This is a genomic window from Neorhizobium sp. DAR64862/K0K3 (assembly GCF_050500185.1).
Taxonomy (GTDB): Bacteria; Pseudomonadota; Alphaproteobacteria; order Rhizobiales; family Rhizobiaceae; genus Neorhizobium; species Neorhizobium soli.
This window is the reverse complement of record NZ_CP191450.1, coordinates 281,279-302,184: the sequence shown is the minus strand read 5'-3', so window position 1 is coordinate 302,184 and position 20,906 is coordinate 281,279. Positions and strand designations below refer to the sequence as shown.

The 20,906-nt window shown below is 61.4% G+C and carries 16 protein-coding genes; 1 reads left to right on the top strand and 15 read right to left on the bottom strand.

Annotated elements, in window-relative coordinates:
* Nucleotides 1-195 precede the first annotated feature (195 nt).
* Together ACQY1L_RS18290 and ACQY1L_RS18285 are read right to left on the bottom strand one after the other, a co-directional pair.
* On the bottom strand, nt 196-1,338 hold the full coding sequence (locus tag ACQY1L_RS18290) for an ATP-binding protein (protein WP_430262104.1): 1,143 nt from the start codon (nt 1,336-1,338) through the stop codon (nt 196-198).
* Nucleotides 1,331-2,029 (bottom strand): response regulator transcription factor, encoded by a 699-nt coding sequence (locus ACQY1L_RS18285; RefSeq protein ID WP_062578313.1) that lies wholly within the window; start codon nt 2,027-2,029, stop codon nt 1,331-1,333. Before ACQY1L_RS18285 ends, ACQY1L_RS18290 begins: the two co-directional genes overlap by 8 nt.
* Nucleotides 2,030-2,124: 95 nt before the next feature.
* Here ACQY1L_RS18285 and ACQY1L_RS18280 point away from each other — a divergent pair, with 95 nt between their 5' ends.
* The gene (locus ACQY1L_RS18280) at nt 2,125-2,880 is read left to right on the top strand and encodes a phosphatase PAP2 family protein (RefSeq protein ID WP_430245399.1); all 756 of its coding nucleotides are present in this window, start codon (nt 2,125-2,127) and stop codon (nt 2,878-2,880) included.
* A gap of 240 nt (nt 2,881-3,120) precedes the next feature.
* Here ACQY1L_RS18280 and cysG read toward each other — a convergent pair whose 3' ends face one another.
* The 13 genes from cysG to ACQY1L_RS18215 form a co-directional block, all read right to left on the bottom strand.
* Entirely contained in the window at nt 3,121-4,596 is a 1,476-nt protein-coding gene (gene cysG, locus ACQY1L_RS18275) for a siroheme synthase CysG (RefSeq protein WP_430245397.1), read from the bottom strand.
* Nucleotides 4,568-7,225, bottom strand: coding sequence for a molybdopterin-dependent oxidoreductase (locus ACQY1L_RS18270; protein ID WP_430245395.1), 2,658 nt, complete (start codon nt 7,223-7,225; stop codon nt 4,568-4,570). The genes cysG and ACQY1L_RS18270 overlap by 29 nt, the downstream gene beginning before the upstream one ends.
* Before the next feature lie 16 nt (nt 7,226-7,241).
* The gene (gene cynS / locus ACQY1L_RS18265; protein ID WP_213014982.1) at nt 7,242-7,688 is read right to left on the bottom strand and encodes a cyanase; all 447 of its coding nucleotides are present in this window, start codon (nt 7,686-7,688) and stop codon (nt 7,242-7,244) included.
* A gap of 32 nt (nt 7,689-7,720) precedes the next feature.
* Nucleotides 7,721-8,056: a nitrite reductase small subunit NirD gene (nirD, locus tag ACQY1L_RS18260; RefSeq protein WP_062463257.1), complete on the bottom strand. Its 336-nt coding sequence runs from the start codon at nt 8,054-8,056 to the stop codon at nt 7,721-7,723.
* Between the two features lie 4 nt (nt 8,057-8,060).
* On the bottom strand, nt 8,061-10,508 hold the full coding sequence (gene nirB, locus ACQY1L_RS18255; RefSeq protein ID WP_430245392.1) for a nitrite reductase large subunit NirB: 2,448 nt from the start codon (nt 10,506-10,508) through the stop codon (nt 8,061-8,063).
* A gap of 5 nt (nt 10,509-10,513) precedes the next feature.
* On the bottom strand, nt 10,514-11,311 hold the full coding sequence (locus tag ACQY1L_RS18250) for an ABC transporter ATP-binding protein (RefSeq protein WP_092663347.1): 798 nt from the start codon (nt 11,309-11,311) through the stop codon (nt 10,514-10,516).
* 10 nt (nt 11,312-11,321) lie between these two features.
* Entirely contained in the window at nt 11,322-12,218 is an 897-nt protein-coding gene (gene ntrB / locus ACQY1L_RS18245; RefSeq protein ID WP_430245390.1) for a nitrate ABC transporter permease, read from the bottom strand.
* A gap of 246 nt (nt 12,219-12,464) precedes the next feature.
* Entirely contained in the window at nt 12,465-13,763 is a 1,299-nt protein-coding gene (locus ACQY1L_RS18240) for a CmpA/NrtA family ABC transporter substrate-binding protein (protein WP_430262101.1), read from the bottom strand.
* 349 nt (nt 13,764-14,112) lie between these two features.
* Nucleotides 14,113-15,396 (bottom strand): CmpA/NrtA family ABC transporter substrate-binding protein, encoded by a 1,284-nt coding sequence (locus ACQY1L_RS18235; RefSeq protein ID WP_430245388.1) that lies wholly within the window; start codon nt 15,394-15,396, stop codon nt 14,113-14,115.
* 19 nt (nt 15,397-15,415) lie between these two features.
* Nucleotides 15,416-16,015, bottom strand: coding sequence for an ANTAR domain-containing response regulator (locus ACQY1L_RS18230; RefSeq protein ID WP_062463239.1), 600 nt, complete (start codon nt 16,013-16,015; stop codon nt 15,416-15,418).
* A gap of 832 nt (nt 16,016-16,847) precedes the next feature.
* Complete coding sequence (locus ACQY1L_RS18225) at nt 16,848-18,503, bottom strand: glycerol-3-phosphate dehydrogenase/oxidase (RefSeq protein WP_192079051.1); 1,656 nt, start codon at nt 18,501-18,503, stop codon at nt 16,848-16,850.
* Nucleotides 18,496-19,266: a DeoR/GlpR family DNA-binding transcription regulator gene (locus ACQY1L_RS18220; RefSeq protein ID WP_430245385.1), complete on the bottom strand. Its 771-nt coding sequence runs from the start codon at nt 19,264-19,266 to the stop codon at nt 18,496-18,498. The genes ACQY1L_RS18225 and ACQY1L_RS18220 overlap by 8 nt, the downstream gene beginning before the upstream one ends.
* A complete protein-coding gene (locus tag ACQY1L_RS18215; RefSeq protein WP_430245383.1) occupies nt 19,263-20,789 on the bottom strand; it encodes an FGGY-family carbohydrate kinase in 1,527 nt (508 codons plus the stop codon). The genes ACQY1L_RS18220 and ACQY1L_RS18215 overlap by 4 nt, the downstream gene beginning before the upstream one ends.
* Between the last annotated feature and the right edge of the window lie 117 nt (nt 20,790-20,906).

Here is a 20,906-nt window from a genome sequence, read left to right as displayed (position 1 = left end):
ACACCGACGACGTGACGACGTCACGAAGCTAGGCCAACTGTCTGAACTGAGCGATGCAGTGCTTGACGACCGGACATGAGGCGCAAGGTGGAGGCATTTCCGCTGCCGGTCAGAAGCGGTAGATTCTTACCCGGTGCGACAGGCAGGCTCTGTTCGCATCCATTTCGGTTGGAGGGTCCTCAGGATCGCTTAGGTCTACGCGACCTCAAATGTAACCTTGGCGTATGCGCCGCCGTCAGGATTGTTTCCGACCTCCAAGCGGGCATTGTGGCCTTCCGCAATCGCTTTGACGACCGTCAGACCAAGCCCTGAACCGCTCGTGCCACGACCGCTGAGCCTCTCGCTTCTCCAGAACATGTCGAAAGAGGAGTGCTGCGCATAGTCTGGTAGTCCTGGACCCTTGTCCTGGACAGAAATGAACGACCGCCCCGTGTCATCCACCCCAGTATGAACATCGATCGGCCCGAAATCGCCCGCGTATCGCCGTGCGTTTTCCAGAAGAGCGAGGATAGCCTGGCGGAAACGGTCCGGATCGATCATTGCCGGTGCGGGCGCAAGGTAGGTTCGGAAATTGACATCACCGCCTGCGGAGATCTGGAACAGGGTCACCGTCTCCGAAGCATGCAAGGCCAGGTCGGTCGCCGTGGTCGCGGACACAAAGTCGATCGTGCCCGCCAGTGAGAGCGTGTTCAGCTGGTCCACCAGCCGCGACATGCCCCGTGTCTGCGCCAAGAGCGCACGCAACTGGTCTTCGCTGGCGGGAATGACGCCGTCAGTCATGCCTTGCAGATTGCCCTGCAGCACCGTCAGTGGTGTGCGCAGTTCGTGGGCCACCGCGCGCGTGTTGAATTTCAGGCGGGTCTCCAATGCAAGCAACTCGCTCGCCATGCGATTGATGGTGATCGCAAGCGTTTCGACTTCCTTGGTTGCGCCCGGTTCGACCGTGACCTGAAAATCGCCCTGCCGGATCTTTTCGGCTGCGGCCGTCAGGCGGGTGAGCGGCGCGACGAGCCGGTAGGCCAGGACGACGCCAATGCCGCTGGTAAACACGATCAGCAGAAATCCGAAACCTAAAACACCCTCGACAGGGGACGCCTCGGTCGCCTCTTCCAGTGTCGGATAGAGCGGCGCGAGTGCCGCGAGATCGCTCGGTGCGGGGATCTCGCCATTGTTGATGCTGACCCAGGCACGTTTCGCATCGGGGGGCAGCGCGTCCAGTGCCGATAATTCGGCATGATCGATATACCAGTCGGTCAGGATATAGAGGAGCGCGATGGTCATCAGTTGAATGACGGAAACCAGAGCCGCCGTCAGTGTTGATAGAGCCGGTCTAGACACCTGTCGACCTCGCGAAACGATAGCCTATCCCGCGCACGGCAACGATAAAGCCGTCCAGGCCGCAACTCGCCAGCTTTCGCCTGAGGTTGGCGATATGCGTATCGACGGTTCGATCGAGCGCATCGCTTTCGGGCATGCACGCGTCCAGCAAGGATGCTCTTTCGAAGGTCTTAAACGGCGACCGGACGAAACAAACGAGAAGGCGAAACTCCGTTGCGGTCAGCGGCAGTTCGACCCGGCCTTTGTCCGTCGATGCAATCGCGATGTGGGACTCCAGCTGAACCTCGACCCCGTCGTGCCGGACAACCTCATGAGCGCCAACGCCTCTGGTGCGCTTGAGGACAGCGCCCACCCGCGCCACGACTTCCTGCGGGTTGAACGGTTTGGTGACATAGTCATCGGCGCCGAGCTTCAGGCCGAGCAACTTGTCGGTACTGTCATCCATCGCCGACAGGAAGATGACCGGCACGCTGGAATTTGCCCGGACCCTCGCCAGAAGATCGAAGCCATCGATGTCAGGCAGGCCGATATCGAGCAGGATCAGGTCGGGCTGCAATCTCTGGACATGGGTGAGAGCCGTTAGGCCTGTCGAAGCCTTTACCGTCCTGTAGCCGGCTCTTGCGAGATATTTTTCAATAAGGGAAGCAATCTCTTGGTCGTCCTCGACGACCAGCACGAGCGATGAGATCATCGTCAAACTCTCTGACTTTGACATGCTCTTCTCCGGTTCTCGGTCAAATCTTGATAATCCGGCGAGAGAACGTGGTCCTCACAGAGGAACCACCCATGGACGTAACTGATCTCAACCACGCTCAGAAAGCAAATCCGAAGACCGTTGAAGACGAAGCACACCGTTTGCTTCCAGAGGCGCTTATGCTTCTGGGTTTTGTATCGCTGATCTTTGCGACTGTGCCGGAAATCGACCTGATCGTCAGTCGTTATTTCTGGGATCCCATCGCGGGCTTCGCTTTCGAGGAATACAGTTTCCTCATTGCGTTTCGTGACCTCAACAGGCTTCTGCCTTGGGTCGTGATCGGGTTTGCAATCGTGCTTTTGCTTGCAAGTCCTTTCCTCAGGAACCCGAAATACTCAGCCGCACCGCATAAGTTGTTATTCGTGCTGACGTTCTTTGCAGCAGGTCCGGGGCTGGGCGTTCAAGTCATCAAGATGCTGGTCGGGAGGGCGCGTCCAAGAGCACTCGACGAATTCGGCGGCAGTGCGATCTTTACCCCTCCGTGGCAGCTCACCGACCAATGCGTCAGGAATTGTTCCTTTATCTCGGGAGAGGCCGCAAGCGCCTTTGCGCTGCTCACACTTGTCGTGTTCGTCACCCCCAGACACCGGACAACTTATCTCGCAGCGGTCGGCATTGTCGCGGCAGCCTTCTCATTCAACCGAGTGATGTTCGGAGGCCACTTCCTCTCGGACGTGGTGATTGCCTGGAATGTGATGTTCGTTCTGGCCGTGCTCCTCTGGCAATCGTTTTCTCAAAACGCGCCTCAGATCGACGCACTATTTAAGAGAGATCCGTGCCGAACGTAAGTCTTCGTCGAGATCGCATCAGAGCGCGGAGCTAGGTCAAGCCAAATCCGATCGTGCGTCAGTTTTCACACACTGCGTTGGTTGCAAAGACGAACGACACCGGCCGGCGTCGCGGCAGGCCATCGAAGTTACTGCCACGTGGCGCACGGAAGTAGAATGTAGCAACTTTTGCAAGTCTCGGCGCATTCAGGGCCTATCCTTTGTTTGCCGCTCCCTCCCAGCGACGTCGCTCAGCATCGCTCAAACGCTTCCAACCCGATGCTCCTGCCCTTCCTGGTCGAAACTTTGACCGTGTTCTCCGGCGACCGCGCCGAACACATCTCCGACCCCGATCAGCACAGGCTCCTCGACGCCGATCGTGCGCATGGCATCGCCGAGGCTTGCGAGCGGGCCAGACCAGCGCTGTTCGTGCGAGCGGCTGACGGAGGAGACAACGACAACGGGCGTGTCAGCTGTCATCCCGTTGTCCATCAAGCGCTGCTCGATCTGGCCTGCCATGCGTCCGCCCATGTAGAATACCGAGGTCTGGTTGGGTTTGGCGAGCGAGGCCCAGTCGACGGTCTGGGGCAGTTCATGATCCCGCGAATGGGCCGTGACGAAGCGGACCTGCTGGGCGTGGTCGCGGTTGGTGAGCGATGTCTTCAGCGACGCAGCCATGGCCGACGCTGCGGTAATCCCCGGCACCACGTCCACGGCGATGCCCTCGCTTTGCAGACGGGCGATTTCTTCGCCTGCCCGCCCGAAGATCATCGGGTCACCGGATTTAAGCCGGACAACGCGTTTGCCGTCCTTTGCGAACCGCACCATCATGTCGTTGATGTCATCCTGGCGACAGCTCTCCCGTCCGCCTCTCTTGCCGACGAGGAACCGCTTTGCCTCACGCCTCGCCAGTTCCAGCACCTCCGGCGAGACAAGATCATCGAACAGGATGACATCGGCGGCCTGCAGCGCCCGCATGGCCTTGAGCGTGAGCAGTTCGGCATCTCCCGGCCCCGCACCGACCAGAGTCACCGATCCCAAACTCGGAACCGAAGCGATCTGATCGGCGGTGGCGAGCAACCGGTCCGCGGTATCTTGCGCGGGTGGCTCGTTAGTCGACAGGCTTCGGGCAACGAAACGCTCCCAGAAAAGGCGTCGTGCAGGGCCCGGCGAAAGCCGGCGGTTGACCGCCTCCCGCACCGACTGCGCAAGGCCTGCCCATTGCTTCAGCGCCGGCGGCAGCAGTGTTTCGATCCGCTGGCGGATTGCCTGGGCCAGAATTGGTGCGGCCCCGTCCGTCGAGATCGACACGATCACCGGCGACCGGTTGACGATCGAACCGAACTGGAACTGGCAATAGGCAGGCTTGTCGATCACATTGACGGGAATGCCGGCCGCGCGCGCCGCGCAGTAGAAGGCCTGCGCCTCGGCTTCGGTCTCGCAGTCGGCGAGCGCCAGCGATGCCCCGGTGAAGATACCGCAATGCCAGGGATGGTCATGATGCGTCAGCCCGGTCCGCTCGACCAGCGCCTTCATCGTGTCGCCAAGCTCGGCGGTTTCGCAGTAAAGCTCCACCTCAGCGCCGCAGGCTTGCAGAAGCTCTGCCTTCCAGGCGGCGCCGTCCGATCCGCCCGCCATGACCGCCCGCTTGCCCGTAAGGTTCCAGAAGACCGGCAGCTTGGCAAGTGCGGAGATGCGTTCGTTTTCGTCACTCTGCTGCAAGGGTTTGCGTCGCATCCAGGATCCTCCTGATTTCGGGGCGGCAGGAGCCGCAATTGGTTCCGGCATTCAAGGCTAGGCCGACGGCTTCCACAGAACGGCAACCGCGATGGGCGGCGGCACTAATCTCATTTATACCGACCGAAAAACAAGAGCAGACGATCGCGCCCTTGTCCGGTCGCCCCGCTGCCGGACGGCCGGCTATGAGCATGGAACGGGTGCGGCTGTCCAGATGCCGCTCCTTCAACTGCTCGACCGCCCATTGCCGCGATACGCTGACCGGTTCCGGTGACACGAACAAGGCTGCCAGCAGATGCTCGCCGTCAAAGGCGAGCAGGCGGTGATCCCTGGCCTGCCGGTCGAGGTAACCGGAGAAGTCCTGGCGCTCGTCGAGCCGCAAACTGCGCCGCAACCATTCCTCCCAGCCATCGGCGGGCTGGTCGCCTGCAAATTCCAGTCGGTAACCGCCTTCGGTTCTCGCGATCGCCCAATAGGCAAACGGAAGGTCGAGCGGACGCTTCGCCGTCACCAGAAAGCCATGCGCCTGCGCCTCGTGGCGGGCGATCGAAACACGCGCCATCTTCAAGGCGGGCTGGCCGGACACCGGATCGACGCGGCGTGGGACCAGCGTATCGACGCGGGCACTCGGCGCCGTCTCGCCGGTCCAGTGCATGGGAATGAAGACCGACCCCCGCATCTGCCGTTCAGTCAACAGGGCGCGCACGATGATCGACCTGCCGTTTTCGCCTTCGACATGCACGAGGTCGGCGTCGCCGATACCGGCTTGTGCCGCGTCTGCCGGATGGATCTCGCAGAAGGGCTCGGCAATATGGGCGGAGAGCCGGGCACTCTTTCCCGTCCGCGTCATCGTATGCCAGTGATCGCGGATCCGGCCCGTATTGAGGGTAAAGGGAAAGCGGCCGTCCGTCTTTTCAAGCGCAGGTGTCTCCACCGGCACAAGGCGCGCCCTTCGATCGGCAGTGAAGAAACCGCCATCGGCGAAGAAACGGGCAAGCTTTGAACCGTCACCACGCAAGGGCCACTGGAATGGCTGGAGCTCCTTATAGGCGCCGTGGCTGATTACGGCATGAGCGCCGATGTCGAAATCGCGCTCGCCCTCGTTCTCGAAGGCGGACAGGGCTGCATGCTCGGCAAAGATCTGAGCCTCGCCGCTGTAATCGAAGGCCGGGCCGAACCCCATGCGTTTCCCGACCTCAGCCATCTGCCACCAGTCGGCGCGGGCCTCGCCCGGCGCGGACAGGAACGGTCTCTGCCGGGAGATCCGCCTTTCGGAATTGGTCACCGTGCCGGATTTTTCGCCCCATCCGGTGGCCGGAAGCAGGACATGGGCGAGACGTGCCGTATCGGTATCCTGCTGGATGTCCGAGACCACCACGAAGGGGCAGGCTTGCAGGGCGGCCTTGACCGCATCGGCCTCGGGCATGGAGACAACCGGATTGGTCGACATGATCCAGATCGCCTTGATCCGACCGTCCGCCACCGCCTCGAACATGTCGACGGCCTTCAGGCCGGGTCTGTCGGCGATGGTGGGTGAACTCCAGAAGCGCTGCACCCGATCCCTGTGCACCGAGTTCTCGATCGCCATGTGGGCCGCCAGCATGTTGGCGAGGCCGCCGACTTCGCGTCCGCCCATGGCGTTCGGCTGGCCGGTCAGCGACAGCGGTCCCATGCCGGGCCGGCCGATCCGGCCTGTCGCCAAGTGGCAGTTGATGATGGCATTGACCTTGTCCGTGCCGACGGCAGACTGGTTGACGCCCTGGCTGTAGCAGGTGACGACCTTCTCGGTTTGTCCGAAGAGACGGTAGAACTGACGGATGAGCATGCCGGACACGCCCGTCGCCTCCGAAAGGTCAGAGACAGAGCCAGATGCCGCTGCCATCAACGCTTCGGGGAACCCGGATGTGTGCCTTGACACGTAGTTTTCGTCCACCGCTCCGGTCTCGGACAGATAGGTGAGCAGGCCGTTGAACAGGGCTATGTCGCCATCGGCGGCCACGGCCAGATGCAGATCGGCGATGTCGCTGGTCGCGGTTTTGCGCGGGTCGATCACCACCACCTTCATGGAAGGCCGGGCAGCCTTGGCCGCCGCCAGACGCTGGTAAAGGACAGGATGGCACCAGGCCATGTTGGAGCCGACCAGGACCACGAGATCCGCCAGCTCCAGGTCCTCATAGCAGGCCGGGACGGTATCGGCGCCGAAGGCGCGGCGATGACCGGCAACGGACGAGGCCATGCACAGGCGTGAGTTGGTGTCTATGTTGGCGGAGCCGATAAACCCCTTCATCAGCTTGTTGGCGACATAATAATCTTCGGTCAACATCTGCCCGGAAACATAGAAGGCAACGGAATCCGGGCCATGATTGCCGATGGCCCGCTGAAAATTTGCGGCAACGAGATCGAGCGCTTCGTCCCAGCCGGCTCTTTCGCCATGAACTCGAGGGTAAAGTGCGCGACCGTCCATATCCAGCGTTTCGGCCAGCGCCGAGCCTTTCGAACAAAGCCTTCCGTAACTGGCGGGATGGTCAGGATCGCCCGACACGCTGATCTTGCCCTCGTCGTCGACTGCGGCGATCACGCCGCAGCCGACACCGCAATAGGGGCAGGTCGTCTTGGTTACACCGGACATGGTGGCTTCCCGCATCTCACCAACTATTGTAACCGAGATATTTTCCGCTCATGCGAATCTCAATGCGGTCGCCCTTCGGATTGGCAACCTTCTCCACCACCATGTCAAAATCGATGGCGCTCATGATGCCGTTACCGCATTTCTCCTGGATGAGCTCTTTCAGGGTCTCGCCGTAAACTCCAACGATCTCGTAGAGCCGGTAGATGCAGGGATCGGTAGGGATATCGCGACCCCAGACCTTGGTCGGGAACTCCGCCAGGACGACAGCACATTCCTGGGGCAGACCGAGATCGCGCACCAGAAGATCGGCCTTCACGCGTGGCAGCGCATTCATTCCAAGGCAGGCCGAGGTAACAAATACCTCGCTCATGCCGATCCCTTCGGCAATCGAGGCCCAGCTCAGGCCGGCCTGCCGCTTCTTCTCGTAGATCATCTCGGTCACGTCTGATTTTGACAGCATCATCGCCTCCTTGGGAATATGCAGGATGGGGGTGTTTACTCGGCCGCTTCCAGCCGCCTCTCCAGGAGGATGGACAATTCGCCGTCCGTGTTGCGCAGCGGCAGTGTCGCGACGGAGCCTTCGTCGGCGCCGAGTGCGCGGCCGCTCTCAAGCGAGATCACCCAGTTGTGCAAGGGGCAGGTCACGGCCTTGCCATGGACGATGCCCTGGGAGAGCGGACCGCCCTTGTGCGGGCAACGGTCCTCGATTGCAAAGACCTCGTTTTCGGCCGTGCGAAACACGGCAACCTTGCCCTGCGGCGTCTTTACGCAACGCGCCCCGCGCAGCGGAATGTCGTCGATTCGACCGATCGTCATCCAGTTGCTGTTCATCGCCTCACTCCGCTGCCTGGTTGTAGCTGATGGTCGCCATGGGCTTGAACTCGTGCTTGTCCTTGCCCGAGACACGCTCCGACCAGGGGTCGACCTGGGCGAATGTCTGGGAGAAGACGAAGCGGTCGTAGTAGGCACGGCGTTTTTCGGGATCGCCCATGATCTGGCGGCGGATCTCGTCGTGGCCAATGCGTTTGGCCCATTTGTAGATGCGCTCAAGGTAACGGCCCTGCTCGCGATACATCTGGGTGAGCGCCACGATATGCTCCAGCGCCTCATCCTCGGTTTTCACCAGACCCAGGACATCCGTGCCCTTGATGTCGAGACCGGCGGCACCGGCGAAATGGATCTCGAAACCGCTGTCGACGCAGATCACTCCGATATCCTTGCAGGTGGCTTCGGCGCAGTTGCGCGGACAGCCGGAGACGGCAAGTTTCAGTTTGGCCGGTGTCCACGAGCCCCACATGAACTTCTCGACGCGGATGCCGAACCCGGTCGAATCCTGGGTGCCGAAGCGGCACCAGTCGGAACCGACGCAGGTTTTTACCGTGCGCAAGCCTTTGGCATAGGCCTGACCCGAGATGAATCCGGCCTTGCCGAGGTCGGCCCAGACGGCCGGCAGATCTTCCTTCTCGATGCCGAGCAAATCGATGCGCTGGCCGCCGGTCACCTTCACCATCGGTATTTCGAACTTGTCGACGACATCGGCGATGGCGCGCAGTTCCGCGGCGTTCGTTACACCGCCCCACATGCGCGGCACGACCGAATAGGTGCCATCCTTCTGGATGTTGGCGTGCACACGCTCGTTGATATAGCGCGACTGGTAGTCGTCGGCATATTCGTCCGGCCAGTCGCAGACGAGATAGTAGTTGAGCGCAGGCCGGCACTTGGCGCAGCCGCAGGAGGTCTTCCATTCCAGTTCCTGCATGACGGCGGGAATGGTCTTCAGACCCTTGGCCTTGATTAGGCGGCGGACGTCGTCATGGCCAAGTTCGGTGCAGGTGCACATTGGCGTGACGGCGGCCGGATTGTAAGCATCGCCCAGCGTCAGCGCCATCAGCTGCTCGACGAGGCCAGTGCAGGAGCCGCAGGATGCGGATGCCTTTGTGTGGGCGCGGACGTCATCCAGCGAGGTCAGACCCTTGCCGGTGATGGTCGTGGTGATCTTGCCCTTACAGACGCCGTTGCAGCCGCAGATTTCCGCATCATCCGGCAAGGCTGCAACGGCCGCCATAGGGTCCAGCGGAGACCCTCCCTGGTAGGACTGGCCGAATATCAGGGTGTCGCGCATTTGCGAGATATCGGTCCCGCGTTTCATCAGGTCGAAGAACCAAGAGCCATCCGCCGTCTCGCCGTAGAGTACCGCGCCGATGATGCGATTGTCCTTCAGGACCAGCCGCTTGTAGATGCCGGCGGACGCATCGCGCAGCACGATTTCCTCGCGGTCCGGCGCTTCGGCAAAATCGCCTGCCGAAAACAGGTTGATGCCGGTGACCTTGAGCTTCGTGTTGACGACAGAGCCATGATATTCGCTGGTACCGCCGATGAGGCGATCAGCAAGAACCCTTGCGGCCTCATAAAGGGGCGCAACGAGCCCATAGCAGATGCCGCGATGTTCGGCGCATTCGCCGAGCGAAAAGACGTTCGGGTCAGAGGTCATCATGCCGTCATCGACGACGATGCCGCGGTTGACGGCGATGCCGGCATCCTTGGCAAGGCTCGAGGCCGGGCGGATGCCGACGGCCATGATCACCATATCGCCGGTGATGACGCGGCCGTCGTCCAGTTCGATACCCTCCACCTTGTCGGTGCCGAGGATCTGCTTGGTATTGGCCTTGGTGATGATGTCGATGCCGCGTTCGGTCAGCGCCTTTTCGAGCAGATAGGCGGCTGGCGGATCGAGCTGACGGTCCATGATGGTCGGGTTGAGGTGAATGACGGTCACCTCCATGCCCTGCCGCTTCAACCCGTAAGCGGCCTCCAAGCCCAGCAGACCGGCGCCGATGACGATGGCGCGGCCCTTGGCGCCAGCAATCTCGACCATCTTCTCGACATCAGCGAGATCGCGGTAGGCGAGAACCCCGGGCAATTGGTGGCCCGGAACAGGGATAATGAATGGGAGAGAACCGGTGGCGATGACAAGCTTGTCATAGGCTGCGGTGATGCCGTTGGCCGAGGTGACCGTCTTCGCCTGGCGGTCGATCTCAGTGACCCTTGCACCCTTATACAGTGTCACGCCATGGGTGGCGTACCAATGGTCATTGTGGATGACGATGTCGTCGTAGCACTTTTCGCCGGACAGAACCGGCGAGAGCATGATGCGGTCATAGTTGACGCGCGGTTCGGCGTTGAAGATGGTCACGTCGAAACGACCGGGGGCCCTTTCGAACAGTTCTTCCAGCATGCGACCGGGCGCCATGCCGTTGCCGATGATAACGAGCTTTTCCGTCATGTCGGTTACTCCGCAGCTTCGACGAAGCGGTGACGTTCGTAGAGGAACTTCAGCACGGCTTCGCGGGACTTGAGGTAGGTTCGGTCGGCCGCGAGCGCGATGCGGTCGCGCACCCGCGGGATGGGCACATCCAGCACTTCGCCGATGCGGGCGGCCGGACCGTTGGTCATCATGACGATGCGATCGGAGAGGAGCACGGCCTCGTCGACGTCATGGGTGATCATGATCATCGTGTTGCCGAGGCGGGAATGGATCTCCATCACCGCATCCTGCAGATGGGCACGCGTGAGCGCATCGAGCGCACCGAACGGTTCGTCGAGCAGGAGGATCTTCGGTTCCATGGCGAGCGCGCGGGCAATCCCGACGCGCTGCTTCATACCGCCGGAAATTTCGGAAGGGCGCTTGTCCTTGGCATGCGCCATCTGGACGAGATCGAGGTTGCGCATCACCCAGTCATGCTTTTCGGCCCGCGTCTTCCTGCCGGCAAAGACCTTGGAGACCGCAAGATTGACGTTTTCATAGACGGTCAGCCAGGGCAGCAGCGAATGGTTCTGGAAAACGACGGCGCGTTCCGGGCCCGGCGCATTGACCTCTACGTTTTCGAGCAGGACGGCACCGGTGGAAACCCGCGTCAAGCCGGCGATCAGGTTCAGCAGGGTCGACTTGCCACAACCGGAATGGCCGATGATGGAGACGAACTCGCCCTTGTCGATGGTGAGCGAGATGTCCTTCAGCACCTCTGTTGTTGTGCCGGCGCGTTCGAAGTTCTTGTCGACGTGATCAATTTTCAGGTAGGCGCTCATGGCCGTCTCCTCAATTCCTGGCGGTGCCGCGGGTGACGATCGAGCCGAGCAGGCCCACCAGCTTGTCGAGGACAAAGCCGGTCACGCCGATATAGGCGAGCGCCACGATGATGTCGGTGAGGCGCGAGGAATTCCACGCATCCCAGATGAAGAAGCCGATGCCGACGCCGCCGGTCAGCATTTCCGCCGCCACGATGGCAAGCCACGACAAGCCGATGCCGATGCGAAGGCCGGTGAAGATGTAAGGGGCTGCCGCCGGCACCATGATGCGGATGAAGAACTCGAGCTGATTGAGGCGCAGCACCCGGGCGATGTTGCGATAGTCATCCGGAATGTTGCGCACGCCGACGGCGGTGTTGATGATCACAGGCCAGATCGAGGTGATGAAGATCACGAAGATCGCCGATGGATTGGAATTCTGGAAGGCGGCGAGCGAGAGCGGCAGCCAGGCGAGTGGTGGAACAGTGCGCAGGATCTGGAAGATCGGGTCGAGGCCGCGCATGGCCCAGACCGATTGGCCGACAAGGGCGCCGAGGAAGACGCCAACCACTGCTGCAAGCCCGAAGCCGATCGCGACACGCTGAAGCGAGATCAGCACGCGCCAGGCAAGACCTATGTCCTGCGGCCCGAAATCGAAGAACGGATGGGCGATCAGGTCATAGCTGTCGATCCAGACCTGCGATGGCGGTGGCAAAGTAGCGCCAGCACCGGAGCAGGCGATCTGCCAGATGGCGAGGAGCGCGATCAGCACCACCAGCGGCGGCAGTACGTTGCGACAGACGGCAGTGGCGGCATGCCGGATATTAAGCGCACGCGCCGGGCGCTTTCCCATCATGACGACGGTGCCAGTCTTGCTCAAAGACGTGGCCGTCGCTTCTGTGTCTGCCTTGCGGGCTGTTGCTGTCATGGTGTGGTCCTCTTCACGCGGTGTTGTCAGGATCAATCACAGGTCATGCGATGGTTGCGGCTGCCCCTCATCCCCCTTCTCCCGCAGGCGGGAGAAGGGGTTTTGCATGAGAAGAAAGTCCCCTCCCAAACCCTCCCCACAAGGGGGAGGGCCTAACCCGGCCGACCCCTCTGAGGCAGGAACCGGAAGCTTGCCGCGCTGTATCTCCCCCGTTGTGGGGGAGATGGCCCGCAGGCGAGAGGGGGGTCAGGCGCCAGCCTTGATCGTCAGGCTGTCGAGATAGGCCCTCGGGTTTTCCGGATCGAAGACCTTGCCGTCGAAGAAGGTCTCTTTTCCGCGCGAGCTCGAGGCCGGGATGTCGGCAGCAGCAATGCCGAGATCCTTGGCGGCAGCGCGCCAGATGTCTTCGCGGTTGACCTTGTCGACCAGCGCCTTGATGTCGGTGTCGGGTGCGAACTTGCCCCAGCGGACGTTCTCGGTGAGGAACCAGGCGTCGTGGCTCTTGAACGGATAGGAGGCGTGGTCCTTCCAGAACTTCATCTCCAGCCCGGTATTCTCGACAAGGCGCCCGTTGCCGTAGTTGATGGTGCCCTTGAGGCGTCCGGCGACATCCTTGGGCGGCACGTTGAACCACTGGCGCTTGCCAAGAATGGCGGCCATCTCTTCCTTGTTGTCCATGCTATCGGCCCACATCTGGGCTTCCATGACGGCCATCATCAGCGCACGCGCGGCATTCGGGTTCTTCTCGATCCAGTCGGAGCGAAGCCCGAGCGCCTTTTCCGGATGACCTTTCCACATCTCGCCGGTGGTGCAGGCCGTGAAGCCGATACCCTGGTTGACGAGCTGCTCGTTCCACGGCTCGCCCACACAGAAGGCGTCCATGTTGCCGACCTTCATGTTCGCCACCATCTGCGGCGGCGGCACCACGATCGTCGACACGTCCTTGTCCGGATCGATGCCGCCGGCGGCGAGCCAGTAGCGGATCCAGAGATCATGGGTGCCGCCAGGAAAGGTCATGGCGACCTTGATCTCGTTGCCGGCAGCCTTCTTGGCGGCAAACGCCTCCCGCAGCTTGGAAGCATCGAGCTGGACCCCGGTCCCGGCATATTCCTTGGCAACCGAAATGCCTTGGCTGTCGAGGTTGAGGCGGGCAACGATCGACATTGGCACCGGTACGTTGTTCTGAGTCACCTTGCCGGTGGACATGAGATAGGGCATCGGGGTGAGGATATGCGCGCCGTCGATGCCGTTGGCGGCACCGCCGAGCACGAGATTGTCGCGCGTCGCGCCCCAGGATGCCTGTTTGAGCACTTCCACATCCGGCAGGCCATGCTTGGCAAACAGGCCCTTTTCCTGCGCAATGATCAGCGGCGCGGCGTCGGTCAGCGCGATGTAGCCGATCTTGAGGCCGCTGACTTCCGGACCTGCCGAGGCGGCGAAGGCGCCGGACGGAAATGCGGCGCGCACAGCACTTGCCAGAGCAACGGCAGAACTGATCTTCAGGATCTGCCGGCGGTTGATGTTCATTCCTGTAGTCTTCGTCATAGCGTTGTGCCCCTCTGGTGTGACGGAGATCCGGAAACAAAAAAACGCCGCGTGCCCGTCTGCCGGGTCCGGGCGATAAGCGCCGGACGGCAAGGGAGCATGCGACGTCGGTGTCGGATGGGTATTTGCGCCTGATCGGGCGCTCATCTGTCCTGCGATCGCCATTGACCGCGGACAGTTAGATACAAGCAAACATCGTGCCAGATCGAAATAAGGCCATCAACGGGAACGATTAGTTTGCATTTACGGACAGTTGCCGAACGCGTAGCCGATTGCAGGGCAAGCGGCGCTGCACGTTATGAAGCCTGACTTTCGATGCAGATGCCTCAGCTTTGCGCACCGCGCGCGATTACGCTTCGGTCACGTCGTCGCCTGATGACGTCGAGCGAACCGCAAAATGCTCCGCATAGGCCTGCACATCACGAGGGTCGAAAATCTCCCCGTCCATGAAGCCATCATATCCCGATGCACTTCGTTCGCCCGGCTCATCCGGGGTGGCCGCGTTTGCACCCAGCGCCATCTCGTAGAGGTCGGGCCGGAAGGCGCTCGTGACCCGTGCCATGCCTTCTTCGCTGAAATCAGCCTGCCCCCAGCGGATCATCTGGCTGTAGATCCAGCTTGCCTGGTCCGGCCGCGGATAGTTTGCCGCCTTGCCGTGGTAGAGAAAGTAGTCGGGAACGACCCGCGTCGTGCCCTGCGCATCCAGACTGAATTCGCCGCTGAGGACACTGCGGATAATGCTCGTCGGCGCCGCGATATAATCGGGGGCGCTGAGGATCTCTGCGAGTTCGTTGTGATTCTGGGCGTCGTCGCACCACCGCGCTGCCCTGTCGAGCGCAACGATGAGGCGCGACACCGTATCGGCATTGGTCTCAGCCCATTCCGGCCGCATGCCCAACACTTTCTCCGGCGCCAGAGGCCATATGTCCTGCTTGGCCGCGACGATCCTGCCAGTCCCGCGTTCAGAGGCGATCATGTTCCAGGGCGCACCGACGCAAAATCCATCGATCGCGCCTGCCGAAAGCGCATCGGATGTCAGCGGCGGCGGCACTACGACCAGCTTGACGTCGCGGTCCGGATTGATGCCGCCAGCTGCCAGCCAGTAGCGGAACTCGTAATTGTGCGAGGAAAACGGATAGGTCATGCCAAGCGTCGGCATGGCTTCGCCGCGGGCGCGCATGTCGGCGAGTAGAGCCGCGAGAGCCTTCGCATTGGCAAGCGCGCCCGCATCATCGGCAAGCCCCGTCAACGACTTCATCCGCTCGAAGATCCGCGCCGACAGCGTGATGGCATTGCCGCCGCGGCCAAGCGAAAAGGGTGTGATCGTCGGCGAAGGATTGGATCCCAGCCCCAGCATGGAGGCGACCGGCATCGGCGACAGCATATGGGCAATGTCGAACTGACGAAACGCCAGCCGGTCCCGCACATTGGCCCAGGTGACATCCCGTACCAGTTCGAGACGCAGTCCCTCCCTTTTCGCAAAGCCGAGCTCGGCTGCAACGATCAGGATCGCGGCATCCATCAAAGGGATGTATCCCGCGCGCAGAAGCCTCTGCTCCTTGCCGCGGACACGTGACGGCGCTTTGACGGCGCTGTCGCCAGATTGCGTGGAAACACGATCACTCACCAGCATTCTCCGATCGATGCCGCGCTCAAAGCAGCATTCCTGCAGCCGTGACGACGCTTTGCGCGATGTCTGCCAGCTTCTTCTTCTCGTTCATCGCCGTCTGGCGTAGCAGCGCGTATGCCTGTTCTTCGCTCATCCCCCGCATCCTCATCAAAATGCCCTTGGCCCGCTCGATGACCTTGCGCTCCTCAAGCGCACTGCGTGCCTCGGCGAGTTCGCGCTGCAGCCGGCTGAAGGCATTGAAGCGGCTCACCGCCATATCGAGGATCGGTTTGATCCGTTCTTTCTTGAGGCCATCGACCACATAGGCCGAAACCCCGGCATCAACAGCAGCCTCGATCGCCGCCGTATCGGATCTGTCCACGAACATGGCAATTGGCCGCGAAATCATCCGGGTGAGCTGGAACATATGCTCCATCATGTCACGATTTGGATTTTCGATATCAATGATGATGACATCCGGATCCATCGTCTCGATCAGCCGCGCCACGCCCTGCATTTCATGGATGACCCTGACATTCAGGTGCCCCGCCTCGTTCAAACCCTCTTCGATGATCGAACCCCGGATGGCGTTCTCGTCGATGACCAGGATCGTCAGGTCGGTGGTGATTTTTGATCTGCTCATGCCGGGGCAACAGAGCAATGGCATGCGAGATGCAAGCGACCCACGCTTGACGCAGCCCCCCGACCCCGGAGCAAAGACGCACTCCTGTTGCTCGCGACGATCAGGGTTTGCCTTACTTCGAGATCGCGTACGGCAATGACCGGCAACACAAGTGCTTTGGTCCTATCATGGCGCAAAAATGCGCTGATCGCTCTCATTCCGATGCAGCTCAGCGCAATCACGATGCATTGGATGGGCGCGTAAACTGCCAATGACGTCTCCCGGCTCACTATCTCCCGGTCACACGCAATTCTTAGGCCATGTGTCTAGTTGGAGTGTTGGGACATCGGGCAAGGACCAAGCTTTTCGGCGCTATCTCCTCTTAGACACTAGGAAGATGCTTTGGAGGGAAGCCCGATTGATCGCGCGCGGCTTGGTGACCCTGCTCCGGACAGGAGCCTCCATCGAAAATTTAGTCTGCTTTCCCTCGGCGCAGGCTAACAGACTGGAGCTTATCCATATGCAAGTCCCTAAAAGCGAACTTCGAAACTCTCGTAGGCTTGCAGTCTAACAGATTGAGTTCATACCAAAATCTGCATCAATCCCATGACCGCGATGGATACAAAAAACGCGGCAATCGGTTCGAGGAAAAAGCGCTTCTGAATACCTAAATAAATACGCGCAGGACGTGTTATTCTGGATATAAGAGAGAGTACTGGGTTTTCGTTGTATTGCCGCCTAACGCGGTTGGAAACAAAACAACCCATCGGTGCCGTCTCGGCACGAAACGTATTCGGCTGGTCTTGAATATACCGGTTTGAGGCAAGTGCGACCGGCGGAGTCGCCGAGCTGCTCAAGCAAACGAAAACCCGTGACGCGCGGCAAGTCTTGCCTTGGTGGCGCGAAGTTCCACCGCAAGACGCTCCGGGTTCCAGTCTTTCTGCGCCGCCATGCGATCTGCCATGGCATCTAGATCGCGTCCGCTGAGGCGGCCGGTGATGGCAAGCGCCGTGCGGCGCAGCACAAGATCGTCCAGATGCGCCACCTGCTCATGGCCCGTAATCCAGGCCAATTCATCAAATGAATAATCCGGTGCATCCGCCAGCATGGTGGGCGTATTCCCTTCGGCTTCCAGAATGGCAAGCGCCGTCGTGCCATAACGCGATAGCAGCGTGTCGGCGCGAGCCTGATCCACGCCGGTCCTTGAGCAGGCCATGTCCAGCCACTTGACCCGCTCGTTCTCGCGCGGAAAACCGCGTCCTCCTCCAATGGCCAAGCTTTGCGTGCTGATGCGGCGCGTCTGCTGAAGCCGGACCAGAACCATGTCGGTCACTTCCTCGGCAAAGCCGCGAAATGTCGTCCACTTGCCGCCGACGAGCGAGACAATCGGCCACGGTCTCTCCCCCTCCGGCTCGATGACCGGTGCCGAATGATCGCGGCTGATCAGGCCGGGGGCCGTGCTATCGGAGGCCGGGAGCGGGCGGATGCCGGCATAGGTATAGACGATCTGGCTGCGGTCGAAGGAAAGACCCGGCAACAGGCCGCTGAGGCTCTGCAGCAGGTAATCGATCTCGGCATCGCTGCAGGTGACCTGATCCGGGTCGTCGTCGCGAATATCTGTCGAGCCGACCAGCGCCTTGCCGAGATAATCGAACACGAGGCAGATGCGCCCATCATCCGCCTCGAAATAGATCATCCGCCCGCCGAGCGTTTCGATGAGATCCGGATGATCGAGAAGAATGTGGGACCCCTTGGTGCCGCCGATCAGGCGGGAGGTTACACCCAGATCTTCATTGACCCGGTCGATCCAGGGGCCGGCGGCATTGATGACGAGGCGTGGGCGAATACGCTGCTCATTCCCGTCCTCATCGACGAGGACCACGGCCTGCCCATCCGTGCCACCGATCCGCGTATAATTTAGGGCACGTGACGAAGGACTTGCCCGCAGGCCATCCTCGACGAGTTCCAGCACCAGCCGTTCCGGATGACTGATCTTGGCGTCGTAGTAGAGGCCGGCCGCCACAATGCGCGGCGTGAGCGCCGGAATGGTGGCGAGTGCCCGCGCCTTGCTCCACAGCGAATGGCGCGGCATCATGCGATGACGCGAGCCATAGAAATCGTAAAGCGCGAGACCGATCTTCATCAGCACCGCGCCACGGCTTCGCGGCGCCGTTGTAGAGCCGAAGAGCGTGCGAAGTGCTGCCGGAATTCCTTTGAACCAGGAGAAGATGGGGATCACCGTCGGCAGGCGGCTGACGCAATGCGGCGCGTTCTTGAGGAGAAGATTGCGCTCCAGAGTCGACTGCGCGACAAGGCGAAACTCGCCCGTCTCAAGATATTTGATTCCGCCATGGATGAGGCGCGAAGGGGCCGCCGAGGTGCCGGAACCGAAATCGGCTTTGTCGGAGATGACGCAGGTCAGCCCCTGCTCGCAGAGATCGCGAAACACCCCGGCTCCATTGATGCCAGCGCCAAGGATCAGAACGTCCACGTCTTCAATATCAGTCATTTTCCGTCACCAGCTTGAGGCTAACACCGGCCGCCCGTAGGGCATCGGCTGTTTTTACGGGAAGGCGATCATCGACGTAAACCAAGTCGAACTCTTTGAGATCGGCAAAAAGGTGCAGCGCCACCCGGTCGAATTTCTCCGAATCCACCAGCAGAACCTTGCGCACGGCGGAAGCCATCATCGCCTGCTTGACGCGCACGACGAGCGGATCCTGGATCATAGCAGAGGTGCCGCTGATCGCCGACGCCGAGCATATCAAGAGATTGACGCGCAGGCGCGACAAGGCGCTTTCGCAGAGATGGCCGATAAAGGCGTGATAGGTCGGGTGATATTCGCCACCGAGACAAATCAGCTTCACCTCATCAACCCCGCTCAGCCGTTCCGAAAGATCAAGGCTGTTGGTGACGACGGTGAGCGGCCTCACCTCCGTGATATGCGGCGCGAGCGCGTTGACGGTGGTGGAATCATCGATGAGGATCACGCTCCCCGGCTCGATCTCGCCAACCGCAGCCCTGGCCAGCGCCGCCTTGGCGGCAAGCGAGCGGGTCTTGCGGAAGCTGAACAGGCTCTCATAGACGCCTGACGGCTGGGCGCTGACGGCACCATGCAGCTTGCGCAACACGCCCTGCCTTGCCAAGTCCTCCACGTGCCGATGGATTGTCATGCGCGAGACGCCGAATTCGGTCACGAGATCGTCGATACGGGCTTCGCCGCGTTCAATCACAAAAGCGGCGATGGCCTCGCGGCGGGTATCAGCGGTCATTCCGCGCCCTCCGATCCGAAGGCTTCGATACGGGGCCAGAGCGGCGCAAGCGCCTTCGCCAGATCGCTATGCAGGCCATACCGCTCGTCGAGCGCCTTTTGCCGTACAAGGTCGGGATGGTAGTCGTGGCCGATGGAGGCCAGATCGCGCGGATCATCCGTCGGGGAGGAAAAAAGCCCGATACCGGAGCCAGCACAGAGTGCGGCTCCCCAGGCTGCGGCCTCTTCGGTGTCCGTGACGGTCACCGTCATCCCAAGCACATCGGCAAACAACTGCGCAAAAAGCGGATTGCGGGAGATGCCGCCCGTCAGCTTTGCCGTCTTCATCTCAAAACCCTGGCGCAGGTCGCCCACATGAACCCGATGGTTGAAGGCAATACCCTCGATCACCGCCCGCAGCATGTCGGCCCGGCCGTGCCAACCGCGCAGGCCGAGGAATCCGGCGCTGGCCGTCGATCCATGCGGAGAGCCGAACAGGTAGGGGTGAAACAGCACCGTCGAGGGACGCTCGATTGCTTCACCGATTTCGCGGCCGAGACGCTCATGGATGGAAGCACCCTCAACCTCTGCCGCCTTCTGGTCGGATTTACACAGGCGGTCGAGGAACCAGTCATAGTTTGCCGCAGACGCCGGCGAAATCGCCATATTGTTCCACTCGCCGAACCTCAACCCGTTTCGGCAGAACCAGCGGGCATCGACCACGGGGCGCGTCGAGACAGTCTCGTTGATGGAATAGGTGCCGGCCACCACTGCCACCTGACCCACGCCATAACCGCCGATGCCGAGCGACGAGGCCGTGACATCATGTAGGCCGGCGACAACAGGCGTTCCGGCGACAAGCCCGGTCAAAGCCGCTGCCTGCGGTGTCACGCCACCGATCACCGCATCCGGCAGCGCCACCTCCGGCAGAGCGCCGGAAAGCGCGCCGAGGCCGTAGAGCTCGAGGATGTCAGGCGCGTAGGCCTGCGACGCTACTTCGGTGAAGGAAGTGCTGGCTTCCGTCAGGTCCGTGCCGATTGTGCCGGTCAGGCAGTAACGCAGCCAGTCCTTGCAGGCAAACGCCGTTCCGATGGCACCAAACCGCTCAGGTTCATGCTCTCGGATATGGGCCAGAAGTGATGCCCGCGCGGATGCATGCGGCCGCTGGCCGCTCAAGGCCAGCGCCGCCTCTGCCGTGCCATCGCCATCCCAGTGGGCAACGATGTCGCCGCCGCGGCTGTCGAGAGACAGGATGCCGTGGCCGAGCGGATTGCCGTCGCGGTCCAGAAGGTAGAGCCCGTCGCCATGAGCGGTTGCGGCCACCGCTGCGATCTCGGATGCCGGCCGGCCGCTTTCGGCAATCGCGTCCGAAATGGCCTCGGCGGTTGCCGCCCAGAGGCCTGCCATATCGCGCTCGACATGGCGGGCTTTTGTCATGATCTGGGAAATACGTCGCCGCGCCACCGACAGGACGGCACCCGTCTCATCGAAGACAACCGCCTTGGTGACGGTGAGGCCATTGTCGATCCCAAGCAGACAGGGCATCGGAAGCTCCGAAAAAATGCATCGCGTGGTCGAAGATCCGCTTGTCTGGCCGGCGCAATGCGTGAGATGTCAGGCGCCCGGCCCGCACGGGCAGACGGCCCGCTTCGTTAGAACGAG